Consider the following 13,192-nt stretch of genomic DNA (forward strand, 5'->3'; position numbering starts at 1 on the left):
CACAATGGCACATGTTCGGCCTTTTCAAACGCCTGCCAAGAAGCGAAGAGGGGGTGTCGGAGCCGGTCAATAGCTGGCCCGTCCTTCACCCGGCGCTCCCCCTCCCCCTGCGCCGGGTGAAGCTTCCCACTGCTAAACCCCGCCATTGGATCGCCTGCCGCCATGCCGTCGCGCTTTGCACTCTCCTCATCCCGCTACGCTCAATTAGGCGCGGCATTCTGTTTGCTCGCGACCGCGTGCAGCCAGAGCAAGCCGCCAGAGAAGAAGCAGGTTGAGGTCGGCGTGGTCACGCTTCAGGCGCAGGATGTCACTGTATCGACCGAACTCCCCGGACGCACCGCTTCGACGCTGATGTCTGAGGTGCGGCCTCAAGTTGCTGGCGTCGTTCAAAAGCGCCTCTTTACCGAAGGCTCCTATGTGCATGCGGGCCAGCCATTATATCAGATTGATCCATCCCTCTACCGCGCCTCTCGCGATGAAGCGCAAGCTGCGCTAGCCAATGCGCAGGCGACAGCGGTTGCGGCGCAAGCGAAGGCCCGTCGCTATCAAGCGCTCGGGCAGACGGAGGCTGTGAGCGCGCAGGAACGAGACGATGTGGTCGCGGCTTCGCGGCAAGCAAGCGCCGCCATTCAACAAGCGCGCGCGTCACTTCAGACTGCCAGCATAAACCTGCGCTTCACCGAAGTTCGGGCGCCAATCAGCGGGCGCATTGGCCGTTCCTCTGTAACGCCGGGTGCGTTGGTCACAGCCAGTCAAGCTGCACCCCTCGCCACGATCCAGCAACTTGATCCTATCTTCGTCGATATCACACAGTCCAGCGCGCAGCTCCTCGCGCTGCGCCGCAATCTGGCCGCAGGTAAAGCACTGCCCGCCAGTGCCACTATCCGGCTAAAACTGGACGACGGCAGCGACTATCCGCTTGAAGGCCGAATAGAATTTGCCGAGCCCATCGTGGACCCCAATAGCGGCACGATCACCCTGCGCGCGCGCTTCCCCAATCCTGACAGTCTCCTCCTCCCCGGCATGTTCGTCCGCGTCGTGGCCCCGCAGGCCGTCGTCCCCAATGGCATACTCGCGCCCCAGCAGGGGATCAGCCGTGACCCCAAGGGCAATGCCACGGCGCTTATCGTCAATCGCGCAAACAAAGTCGAGCAGCGTACCGTCACTACGGCTCAGGCGATAGGCAACAAATGGCTCGTGACCGCAGGCCTCAAGTCCGGTGATCGGCTGATCGTCGAAGGAACGGACAAGGTGAAGCCGGGCGACACTGTCCGCGCCGCAGCCATCGGTCAAGGGAGCTAGGTCCTCCGATGCTCAGCCGCTTTTTCATCGATCGGCCAATCTTCGCCTGGGTGATCGCGATCGGCATCATGCTGGCCGGACTTGGCGCCATGCTGTCGCTGCCTATCGCTCAGTATCCAGATATCGCGCCACCTGCGGTCAACATCAGAGCAAATTATCCGGGTGCTTCGGCCGATACTGTAGAGACAAGCGTCACGCAGGTCATCGAGCAGCAACTGACTGGCATCGATGGCCTGATGTACTTCTCATCGACATCTACGGCCAATGGCCAGTCGCGTATCACTGTCACCTTTGATAAGGGCACCGACCCCGATACCGCACAGGTACAGGTTCAAAATAAGGTGCAGCAGGCGTTAAGCCGGTTGCCCAACGCCGTTCAGCAGCAGGGCCTGACCGTCACTAAATCGCAGACCGATTTCCTGATGCTGGTCGCGCTGTACGATCGCACCGATCGAACCACTCAGACTGATATTTCGGATTATCTGGTCAACAATTTTCAGGACCCCATCTCGCGTCTGGAAGGTATCGGCAACGTTCAGATTTTTGGATCGCAATATGCCATGCGCATATGGCTGGATCCTTATAAACTCGCGACGGTAAAGCTCATGCCGTCAGACGTTGAAAGCGCGATCCGGTCCCAGAATGTCGAAGTTTCCGCCGGTCAGATCGGCGCTGATCCGGCGCCCGCCGGACAGCAACTGAATGCCACCGTTCGCGCGCGTGCACGCCTCCAGACTCCCGAAGAATTCCGCAACATCATCGTAAAGACTCAAAGCGAGGGGTCCGTCGTCCACCTCTCCGATGTTGCTCGGGTCGAACTTGGGAATGAAAGTTATACCTCTTCAGCCGCGCTGAACGGACATCCCGGATCTGGCATCGCGCTCCAACTCGCTCCCGGCGCCGACGCTCTGAAGACCGCCGAACTCGTCAAGGCAAAGGTCGCTGAGCTGTCCACGAACCTGCCCCATGGGTACAGCATCGCATTCCCGCGCGATACGACACCCTTCATCCGGCTTTCCGTGGATGAGGTCATCAAGACACTTATCGAAGCCGTCGGGCTGGTCGTCGTGGTCATGTTCGTCTTTTTACAAAGCTGGCGCGCGACGCTGATCCCTGCGGTGGCAGTTCCGGTCGTCCTGCTCGGGACCTTCGGCGTGCTGGCCCTTTTCGGCTATTCCATCAACACGCTCACCCTGTTCGGCATGGTGTTGTCCATCGGCCTTCTGGTCGATGATGCGATCGTCGTCGTCGAAAATGTCGAGCGGTTGATGCATGACGAGGGACTTGACGCGCGAACCGCCACGATCAAGTCAATGGAAGAGATCAGCAGCGCGCTGGTCGGCATCGCGCTCGTCCTTTCAGCCGTTCTTCTGCCCATGGCCTTTTTCGGCGGTTCGACGGGGGTTATTTACCGGCAATTCTCCATCACCATTGTGTCCTCCATGCTTCTGTCCATGGTGGTTGCACTCATCCTGTCGCCCGCCCTGTGCGCCACATTGTTGAAATCGGCCAGTGAAGAGCGCCGTCAGCAGGGATGGGCGGGCCGGTTCAACCGCTGGTTTGGGCGCGTGACCAGCGGCTATATGCGGCGGCTTGAGGCAATCATGCATCGGCGCGCCGTCTTCTGGACGATCTATCTGCTGATATTGGGCGTCCTTGCGCTGATCTTCGTCCGCTTGCCGACCAGCTTCCTCCCCGTAGAGGATCAGGGGCAGGTCATGGTGCAGATGACCCTTCCCGCTGGCGCCAAGTCCACGCGAACCGCGCAAGTGGTCGAGAGTGTTCGCAACTACTTCCAAAGCGAAGAAGGAAATAACGTCGGTAATATATTCATAGCCCAAGGTTTCAGTTTTGCAGGACAGGGCGAAAATACCGCGCAAGGCTTCATCAATCTCACCCCCTGGCAAGACCGGGAGGGTGAGGCGAACAGCGCAACCGAGATCGCGAACCGAGCTACAAAGCAGCTCGCAGCCATACGTGATGCGAAAATTCTGGCCATGACGCCGCCCGCCATCCGTGGCCTGGGCCAGTCGAACGGCTTCACCTTCGAGCTGCTCAACACAGGCGGCCTCAGCCGAGACAAGTTCCTGGCCGTGCGCAACCAGCTACTCGCTGCAGCTTCGCAAAGCCCTATGCTCGCGGGCGTGCGCGCCGCTACGCTCGAGGACACGCCTCAGTTGAAGGTCGATATCGATAATGAAAAGCTGGCTGTGCTTGGACTTACACAAAATGATGTGGACAATGTGCTGAGTTCCGCCTGGGGAAGTAGCTATATCAATGACTTCATTGATCGGGGACGCGTGAAACGTGTCTTTATGCAGGCTGACGCGCCTTATCGAGCTTTGCCGACCGACATTGAAAACTGGCAGGTACGCTCTGCCGCCACGGGCGAAATGGTTCCATTCGCCGCTTTCGCCACCACCCATTGGGAAATGGGTCCGACAACAGTATCGCGCTTCAACGGCCAATCCTCCTATGAAATACAGGGACAGGCGGCACCCGGTGCGAGTTCGGGAGAGGCCATGGATGAAATGGTGCGTTTGCAGCAGCAATTGCCGACCGGAACCAGCTATGCCTGGAGCGGCCTTTCATACCAGGAACAATTGTCCGGCGGACAGGCGCCCTTGCTTTATTCTCTCTCCGTACTGGTTGTCTTTCTCTGCCTCGCTGCGCTTTATGAAAGCTGGTCGGTGCCGCTCGCAGTATTGTTCGTAATCCCGCTGGGCCTGATCGGGGCAGTCGTCGCGGTGTGGGCGCGTGGGCTGGAGAATAATGTATTCTTTCAGGTAGGCCTCCTCACCACGATGGGGTTGGCGGCCAAGAACGCAATCCTGATCGTTGAATTCGCCGAGTTTGCCTATCGCGATGGCAAGGACGCGATGAGCGCGGCGATCGAAGCAGCCAAACTCCGTTTCCGACCGATCATAATGACCTCGCTCGCCTTCATTGCAGGCGTTATGCCGCTGGCGCTCGCTCATGGCGCTGGCGCACAGAGCCGCATCGCCATCGGCACGGCTGTCGCAGGCGGCATGCTGACTGGAACCCTGCTGGCGATATTTTATGTGCCGCTGTTCTTCTTCACGATCATGCGGCTTTTCAGACGCAAGGACCATTCATCTGTCACCGGATCGGAGGTGCCCGCATGAGGCGCTTGCTCCCCCTCGGCCTGTCCGTGACGCTGACCGCCTGCAATCTGGCGCCCGTATATGAGCGGCCCACCGCGCCCGTTCCGCCGGCCTGGCCAAATGGATCCGCATATTCAGCCGCCCTTCCTACAGAAAAGGCAGGTTTGCCCTGGACCGCTTTGGTCGGCGACGAACGGCTGCGGACCATCATTGATCGGGCGCTGATCAACAATCGGGATCTTCGCGTAACGCTGGCCAACGTTCTCGCGGCGCGCGCCCAATATCGCATTCAGCGGGCCGCGCAGATTCCTACGGTCACGGCGGATGCCAACGCAACGCTCACGCGTCGGAATGACCAACGTCAGGACAGCTACAGCGCCGACATCGGTTTTAGCGCGTTCGAAATCGATCTGTTCGGCCGCCTGCGCAACTTGAGTGAAGCCTCCCTTCAATCCTATCTCGCGAGTCAGGAGGGCGCCCGCGCCGCGCGCATCGCGCTCGTCGCGGAGACGGCCAGCGCTTATGCGACGCTTGCTGCGGACCAGCAATTGCTCACCGTGGCTCGCGATACGCTCAGCAGCGCCGAACGAACGCTGGCGCTTACACGATCGCTCAACGGCGTCGGTCTTTCCGGCAAGCTCGACGTCCATCAGGCGGAAACGATCGTCGAACAGGCGCGCTCCGATGTCGCGGCCTCGGTCACGCAGGTGGCGCAAGATCGCAATGCGCTGGACCTGCTCGCCGGGGTGCCGGTGGAAGAAGTCCTTCTCCCGCTGTCGCTCTCCACGCTGATCAGTACGACTGCGCAAGTCCCTGCCGGGATTTCATCAGATGTCCTGCTCCAGCGGCCAGATGTGCTGCAGGCCGAACACCGTTTGCAGGCTGCAAATGCGAATATCGGCGCCGCACGGGCTGCGATGTTCCCGAAGATCAGCCTGACGTCAGCGATCGGTGTCGCCAGTTCAGCACTGTCGTCGCTTTTCACGGGCGGCGCATTCAGTTGGACGGCTGCGCCATCGGCGAGCCTTCCCATCTTCGGCGGCGGTGTCAAAGGCAATGCCGAATATAGTAAGGCGCAACAGCAGGCAGCAATTGCCAGCTATGAGAACGCCATTCAGAGCGCCTTTCGTGAAGTCGCCGATGCCCTGGCACGCGCAGGCACCATAGGCGAACAGCAGCAGGCTCAGCGAGCTCTGGTCATGTCAAATGAGAACGCTTATGCCTTGTCCGAACAGCGTTATCGCGCGGGAATTGATCCGTTCCTGACCACACTTGTGAACCAACGCTCGCTCTATTCCGCCCGACGAAGCGCGATCGCGACGGACCTCGAACTGCTGCTAAACCGTATATCCCTCTATCGCGCAATCGGTGCCGATTTTTAGGAGTTTACTCGGTTCAGCCCTAACCGTGACGGGCCGTATGGCTGGAGCACCCGCCGCCTCCCTCTCAACCAAGTTCGGTGGAGCCGGGCGAATTGAATTTGGGTGCGACATTTTCCGTACAGTTTTCTTTGACGAAATGAGCTTCGAGCCACGCCGCGTGCTGCATGGCATGGCTCGACCCTCACTCAACAGGCATTGGCAGTCCTCAGCTTTGATTATCAGGCGCTGACCTGAACTTCGCTGATAAGGGCCAATAACTGCTGAGCATGTTCCTTTCGGCAAATGAGCAGATCAGGCAGATACACATTTGCCTGATTGTAGATCAGGGGGCTGCCATCAATTCGCGAGCAGTGCAGGCCATGCGCCTTCGCCACGGCGACAGGTGCCATACTGTCCCATTCATATTGGCCGCCGGAATGCAGGTAAATGTCTGCCTGCCCCAATATCACCGCCATCGCCTTGGCGCCGGCCGAGCCCATCGGAACAAGCTCGGCACCCAGCTTTTCCGCGACCGCGACAGCTTCGGCGGCTGGGCGAGTGCGGCTGACCACCATGCGCAGTTTTTCGGGTGCAGGCGGGATCGGCTGCGGCTGATCCGACCGAACTATTGTACCCTTCCCTGTTCCGGTCAGGTCAAGACCCGGCAGCGCTACAGCGCCGATCTCCGGCTGCCCATCGATCGCCAGACCGACATGGACCGCCCAATCGGATCGCTCCTCGCCATATTCGCGGGTGCCATCGACAGGATCCACGATCCAGACGCGGCTTTGGCTCAGCCGCTCGGCATTGTCCTTCTCTTCCTCAGACAGCAACCCGTCCTCGCCCCGTTGTTCACGCAGGGCGTGAACAAGGAACTGGTTGGCCGTTTGATCGCCCGCCTTGCCCAGCGCCTTGGCGCTGAACATGCCGCTGGCGCGCACCTCAAGCAGGATGCGTCCAGCGGTTTCGGCAAGATGCGCCGCGAGGTCGGCGTCGCTCATGCCGCCGCTCATGGGATCAGCCTGGCGACGATGGCGTCAGCAGCTTCCTCGGCGGTCATGGCCGTTGTGTCGATGCGGATTTCCGGGTCCTCTGGCTGCTCATAGGGGCTGTCAATGCCGGTGAAGTTCTTGAGATCCCCGGCACGCGCCTTCTTGTAGAGCCCCTTGACGTCCCGTGCCTCTGCTTCAGCAAGCGGCGTGTCGATGTGGACCTCAATGAACTCGCCCGGCTGCATCATCTGCCGCACCATTTCGCGCTCCGAACGGAAAGGCGAGATGAAGGCGGTGATCACGATCAGGCCCGCGTCGGTCATCAGCTTGGCGACTTCGCCCACGCGGCGGATATTCTCCACACGGTCGGCGTCAGTGAAGCCAAGATCCTTGTTCAGGCCATGACGCACATTGTCGCCGTCGAGCAGGAAGGTATGGCGGTTCATGCGCGCCAGCTTCTTTTCGACGAGGTTGGCGATGGTCGACTTGCCCGCACCGGAGAGCCCGGTGAACCACAGCACAGCCGGCTTCTGGTTCTTGAGGCCCGAATGGAACTCACGGGTAACATCGGTCGCCTGCCAATGGACATTCTGCGCGCGCCGCAGCGAGAAGTGCAGCATGCCTGCCGCCACCGTCGCATTGGTGATCTTGTCGACCAGAATGAAGCCGCCGAGCGTCCGGTTCTGCTCATAGGGCTCGAACACGATCTGCTTGTCGGTGGACAGGTTCGCAACACCGATGGCGTTGAGGTCCAGCGTCTTGGCCGCCAGATGCTCCATCGTGTTGACGTTCACCTGATATTTCGGGTGCTGCACCGTCGCGGTCACGGTCTGCGTGCCGATCTTCAGCCAGTAAGGACGGCCCGGCAGCATTTCCTCGTCCGCCATCCAAACGATGGTCGCTTCGAACTGGTCAGCGGCCTGCGGAGGATTGTCCGCCAGCGCGATGACGTCGCCGCGCGAGCAGTCGATTTCGTCAGCGAAGCAGATCGTCACCGACTGCCCTGCGACAGCCTGATCCAGATCGCCGTCCAGCGTCACGATGCGGGTGACGGTGCTGGTCTTGCCCGAAGGCAGCACGCGGATCGCATCGCCCGGCTTCACTGTGCCGGTGGCGATCAGACCCGAAAAGCCGCGGAAGTCGAGGTTCGGCCGGTTCACCCACTGCACCGGCATGCGGAACGGCTTTTCCGCGTCGGTCGCGCTGTTGACTTCGACCGTTTCCAGATGCTCGATCAGGGCCGGGCCTTTGTACCAGGGCGTGTTGTCCGACGGGCCGGTGATATTGTCGCCCTTGAATCCGGAAATCGGCATCGGCACGAAATGTTCGATACCGATCGAACGGGCGAATTCGGTATAGTCCTTGACGATGCTGTCATAGACCGCCTGGTCATAATCGACCAGATCCATCTTGTTCACCGCCAGCACGATGTTCTTGATGCCGATCAGGTGCGCCAAATAGCTGTGCCGCTTCGTCTGGGTCAGCACGCCCTTGCGCGCGTCGGTCAGGATGACGGCGAGATCAGCGGTCGATGCGCCGGTCACCATGTTGCGCGTATATTGTTCGTGGCCGGGCGTGTCGGCGACGATGAACTTGCGCTTTTCGGTCCCGAAGAAGCGGTAGGCGACGTCGATCGTGATGCCCTGTTCGCGCTCGGCGGCGAGGCCGTCCACGAGGAGAGCGAAGTCGATCTCCTGGCCCTGTGTGCCGACCTTCTTGGAGTCTGCCTCCAGCGCGGCGAGCTGATCTTCGAAGATCATCTTGCTGTCGTAGAGCAGGCGGCCGATCAGCGTGGACTTGCCATCGTCCACCGACCCGCAGGTGATGAAGCGCAGCATCGTCTTGTGCTCATGCACCTTCAGATATTCGTCGATATCCTCCGCAATGAGGGCATCGGTCTTGTAAATGGGTTCGTCGAGAGTGTCGGTCATTGGTCTAATCCCGTCATCCCAGCGAAAGCTGGGATCTCGTTGATCTGGGGGAAGGTTCGGCCTGGAGGCACGAGACCCCAGCCTGCGCTGGGGCTGACGCTTCGGAACGCTTGCGCATTCCGTGGCGCGTCAGAAATACCCCTCCTGCTTCTTCTTCTCCATGCCGGCGCCGCCTGCATCCTTGTCGATGGCGCGGCCCTGACGTTCGGACGTGGTGGTCAGCAGCGTTTCCTGGATGACCTCGGGAAGCGTCTTGGCCTCGCTCTCCACCGCGCCAGTCAGCGGGTAGCAGCCCAGCGTGCGGAAGCGGATCGACCGCATCACCGGCGTTTCGCCTTCCTTGAGCGGGAAGCGCTCGTCATCCACCATCAGCAGCATGCCGTCACGCTCGACGGTCGGGCGCTTATCGGCGAAATAAAGCGGCACGATCGGCACATTGTTGAGGTGGATATACTGCCAGATGTCCAGCTCGGTCCAGTTGCTGATCGGGAAGACGCGGATGCTTTCACCCTTGTTCTTCTTGGCGTTGTAGAGGTTCCACAGTTCCGGGCGCTGGTTCTTTGGGTCCCAGCCATGCGAGGCGGTGCGGAAGGAGAAGATGCGCTCCTTGGCGCGGCTCTTTTCCTCGTCGCGACGTGCGCCGCCGAAGGCTGCGTCGAAGCCATACAGGTCGAGCGCCTGCTTCAGACCTTCGGTCTTCCACATGTCGGTGTGGAGCGCACCATGGTCGAACGGATTGATCCCGCGATCCTTGGCTTCCTGATTGTGATAGACCAGCAGCTCCATACCGCTTTCCTTGGCCATCCGGTCGCGCAGCTTGTACATTTCCTGGAACTTCCAGGTCGTATCGACGTGCAGCAGCGGAAATGGCGGCGGCGAGGGATAGAATGCCTTGCGGGCGAGATGCAGCATCACCGCGCTGTCCTTGCCCACGCTGTATAACATGACTGGCTTTTCAGCCTCGGCCACAACCTCTCTCAGAATATGTATGCTCTCCGCTTCCAGGCGCGCCAGGTGGGTGAGCGTTTTTGTATCTGTCATCGTCTTGTCCAGCCTTTCGCAGACCCAGATGACAGAAGGCGCGAATCATCAAACCTCCCAGATGGGAGAGAGATATTTCTTCCATCGCCGCACGACGAAAATTTAATCAGCTGCAAGAGCGCGAGCCGACTTTTCAGGCATTCTGAGGCGACGCTTCGTCTTCACCCAACCTCAGTTCCACCTCATAGCCAGAGATGATCCGCTCCAGTGTTGTGCAATAATCGCCAAGGATGTCCGGCAGGGGTCCCCAATTGTCGGTCTCGTACTCAGGGAGTTGGATCAGCACCTCCCTCCGCATCATGCTGATCGCAGCACCGATCACGACCTGATTTATCTCGATATAGACGTTCAGGGCCACAGCGGGAGGAAGCCCCCTCGCCTCCAGCATCGTGAGTACCCTCTGCGAATAGTCGAACGAATGCTGTTCAGGTTCTTTTCCAATCAGATTGGTGATGAGGTGAGGCAGGGACCGGAAGAGACGATAGGTAACTGTCGCATGTTCGCGCAGTATATCCTGCCAACTCTGCCCTTCATCCTTGATCAGCGCTTGCCCTACTAGACGCTGTGCCACGAGTTGCAGCAGATGTTCCCGCCCCCGCACATAGCCATATAGCGTAGCGACGCCGGTATTCAGCCTTTCGGCAACCAGACTCATTTCCAGCTTGGCGATACCGACCTCGCAGGCGGCACCGACAATCATTTCCAGCGTCAGCCTTCGGGGACGCCCTACCATCCGTTTCGCCTGCCCTGGCATTCCGCTCTCCAAATTCGATTTCAAAGCGATTCTAGCGCACTTGTTTATATTGACAACGTTTCCCTACATTCTTGCACGAACTGGTTGATCTATGGATAAATTATATCGATCGCCTCGTCTCGGCGGTCAGGCGTGTCCGCCCGCCACCGCACCGATCCGGTTGGCCGTTCAAGGCGCCGCCGTACCCGCCCCTCGCTGCGACCCATGTGGAATATATTGGCGGCGTCCTCGATCTGACGGTCGCCCATCGTCATACGATCGCGTTGGTGCAGATAATCTCCCCAGGTTGGACAATGATAATGTTCGGTCCAAAGTTCAGGATCGGCGATGTCACGTGCCACGGACCAGCCAAAGGCACCACTTCGCAGGCGGGCGCTGCGCACCTTCTGCATCGCGGCATAAAAGTCGCGCGCCTTGTCAGTATCTACCCGATAATCGATTTCCACGACGATGGGACCACTGCGCGAGGTCAGTGCAAGGCCAACCTGCGGCTGATGACTGAGAATGCTTTGTTCCAATCCATCGGGGAGCGATCGTGCCAACGGAAAGAAGAGGCCGAGAATAGTGCTGAACACCATCGCTGCCCCCGACATCATCATCGCTTCACCTGTTCCTAGAGCAGTAGCGACCGCTCCCCACAGCCACGCGCCCAGAGCGAGCCCACCCGTCAACGCCGAGCCATAGCAGGCAAGCGCGCGGGCCGTGACCCAGCGCGGCGCTGACATTTGGACAGCAACGTTGAACTGCGCGACCAGGATCATCCAGGCAAAGCCCGCGACCAGCAGTGCCGCGCAAGTCAGGAGGGTGTAACTGCTGATCCCGGCGAGAATGATCATCGCGCCCAGCAAAACCGACAGCAATCGCGCAGCCTGCTCAGGCCGAAGGCGCCGACGCACGAGATCAAGCCCCGTGGCGCCCAGCACCGCACCCACGCCATAGGCGCCCAACAACAAGCCATAGGTGCTTGCCGACCCGTGCAGCAGGTCCTTTGCAATCAAAGGCGTGAGTGCGGAGACCGATGCACCGGCCAGACCCACGACATGGGTGCGGATGAGTACGACCCGAATCGGAGGCGAATGCACCGCATAACGGACCCCCGAGACGATCGCCCGATCGATCCTTTCCGGGGGCAAACGCGATGGCTTATGTTCACGCTGCCACATCAGGAAGGCGAGGATCAGCGGCAGATAGAAGAAAGCATTGGCTGCAAAGGCCGCCATCGCCCCCAATGAGGCAACGATGATGCCGCCGATCGCGGGGCCGAAACTGCGCGCCACATTATAGCTGATCGTGCCCAGCGCGATCGCTGCGGGCAGATGTTCACCACTTACCTGCTCGCCGATCGAGGCCTGCCAGGCAGGGCCATATAGTGCGACCCCCGTGCCGATCAGGAAACAGAAGAGCAGCAATGTCCAGGGGGATAGCAGTTCCGCACCGGCAAGCAGCGTGAGGCAGATCGCCATCAGCGAAGCGAAGGCAAGACCAGCCAGCGCCACCTTGCGCCGGTCGAACATGTCCGCGATCGCCCCGGCGGGCAGAGCGACCAGCATCAACGGCAGCATGAGGGCCGTTTGCACCAGCGCGACCATCTGCGGCGATGAACTCAGCCGCGTCATAAGCCAGGCCGCGCCGACGCCTTGTATCAGCTGCCCGAAGTTCGAAAACAGGCTGGCGATCCAGATGGTGCGGTAGGTCCGCTGACGCAATGGCTCCAGAAGGGCGAAGCGGCCTGCCGGTGAAGGGGAAGATTCAGCCATGGCCGGCCTTGTCGCTCATCTACCTTGGTCTCGTTTCACGCTGAACATTTGTCTTGTCGGGCACCGGGACAGAATATTGCTGAACGTCTTGAAGTTTTCCAGCAAGGGTTTCAATTTAGATACCCTTGTGACTATCAGACGACCGAGAGACGGCTCCCGCTAAGTTCAATCGCGACAGAATACAGGGGCGCGCTTTTCGAAGAAGGCAGCGAAGGCTTCCTGAGCCTCTTCGGATTCCAGCATCTGTTCGAAAAGCCGTGCCTCCTCCTCGATCCTGCCGAGCAGCACAGCAGGATCGCCCTTTAGCAGCCGCCGGGTGGCCGCCAGCGCTTTGGGCGGCTTCTTCATGAGGGCCGCCCCCTTCGCCCGAGCGTGACCAAGCAGTTCCTCGGTGGGTATGACAGCTGTCACCAGACCTGACCGGTCAGCCGTTTGGGCGTCCATTGGCTCGCCCAGCAACAGCATCGCCGCTGCTTTTGCATGGCCCAGCGTCGCGGGCGCTAGCAGGCTTGAACCAGCTTCCGGCACGATACCCAGATTGACGAAGGGCATGATGAAGCGCGCGTCGGGCGCCGCATAGACAAGGTCGCAATGGAACAGCATCGTTGTGCCCACACCCACGGCCAGGCCCTGGACGGCAGCGATCAGCGGTTTGTCGAAGCTCGCAATGGCGCGGATGAATGCGAATGCAGCCGCGCCACCCTGCGGTCCTTGCGTAAAGTCCTTAAGGTCGTTGCCCGCGCAGAAGGCATCACCCTTTCCTGCGATCAGGACAGCGCCGATGTCACTCCGCGCCGACGCGTTGGCAAGGGCCGCGGTCATGCTGTCGTACATGGCTGCGGTGAGCGCATTCTTCTTATCGGGCCGATCGATGTGGATTTCCAGGACGCCGCCCTGTTCGATGATTTCGATCCCGTTGTTCATGACCG

At 60.1% G+C, this 13,192-nt stretch carries 9 protein-coding genes; 3 read left to right on the forward strand and 6 right to left on the reverse strand.

What is annotated here, in order from left to right; genetic code table 11:
* Nucleotides 1-162: 162 nt before the first annotated feature.
* From ACZ5U1_RS17290 to ACZ5U1_RS17300, 3 genes are read left to right on the forward strand one after another with little or no spacing between them, the layout of a single operon-like run.
* Nucleotides 163-1,302 (forward strand): efflux RND transporter periplasmic adaptor subunit, encoded by a 1,140-nt coding sequence (locus tag ACZ5U1_RS17290; protein ID WP_464780368.1) that lies wholly within the window; start codon nt 163-165, stop codon nt 1,300-1,302.
* Between the two features lie 8 nt (nt 1,303-1,310).
* A complete protein-coding gene (locus ACZ5U1_RS17295) occupies nt 1,311-4,448 on the forward strand; it encodes an efflux RND transporter permease subunit (protein ID WP_464780369.1) in 3,138 nt (1,045 codons plus the stop codon).
* A complete protein-coding gene (locus ACZ5U1_RS17300; protein WP_464780370.1) occupies nt 4,445-5,809 on the forward strand; it encodes an efflux transporter outer membrane subunit in 1,365 nt (454 codons plus the stop codon). Before ACZ5U1_RS17295 ends, ACZ5U1_RS17300 begins: the two co-directional genes overlap by 4 nt.
* A gap of 218 nt (nt 5,810-6,027) precedes the next feature.
* On the opposite strand, the gene ACZ5U1_RS17305 is transcribed toward ACZ5U1_RS17300, so the two are convergent.
* From ACZ5U1_RS17305 to ACZ5U1_RS17330, 6 genes are all read right to left on the reverse strand, one after another.
* Nucleotides 6,028-6,789 carry a 3'(2'),5'-bisphosphate nucleotidase CysQ gene (locus tag ACZ5U1_RS17305; protein ID WP_464780371.1) on the reverse strand — a complete coding sequence of 254 codons (762 nt, stop codon included), beginning with the start codon at nt 6,787-6,789 and terminating at the stop codon, nt 6,028-6,030.
* An 8-nt stretch (nt 6,790-6,797) separates the two neighbouring features.
* Nucleotides 6,798-8,711 carry a sulfate adenylyltransferase subunit CysN gene (cysN, locus tag ACZ5U1_RS17310; protein ID WP_464780372.1) on the reverse strand — a complete coding sequence of 638 codons (1,914 nt, stop codon included), beginning with the start codon at nt 8,709-8,711 and terminating at the stop codon, nt 6,798-6,800.
* Between the two features lie 129 nt (nt 8,712-8,840).
* A complete protein-coding gene (cysD, locus tag ACZ5U1_RS17315; protein ID WP_464780373.1) occupies nt 8,841-9,752 on the reverse strand; it encodes a sulfate adenylyltransferase subunit CysD in 912 nt (303 codons plus the stop codon).
* Nucleotides 9,753-9,885: 133 nt separating this feature from the next.
* A complete protein-coding gene (locus tag ACZ5U1_RS17320; protein WP_464780374.1) occupies nt 9,886-10,485 on the reverse strand; it encodes a TetR family transcriptional regulator in 600 nt (199 codons plus the stop codon).
* Nucleotides 10,486-10,595: 110 nt separating this feature from the next.
* Entirely contained in the window at nt 10,596-12,263 is a 1,668-nt protein-coding gene (locus ACZ5U1_RS17325) for an MFS transporter (RefSeq protein ID WP_464780375.1), read from the reverse strand.
* Between the two features lie 165 nt (nt 12,264-12,428).
* Entirely contained in the window at nt 12,429-13,187 is a 759-nt protein-coding gene (locus ACZ5U1_RS17330) for an enoyl-CoA hydratase (protein WP_464780376.1), read from the reverse strand.
* Between the last annotated feature and the right edge of the window lie 5 nt (nt 13,188-13,192).

The sequence above is a fragment of the Sphingobium sp. TomTYG72 genome, from assembly GCF_055394715.1.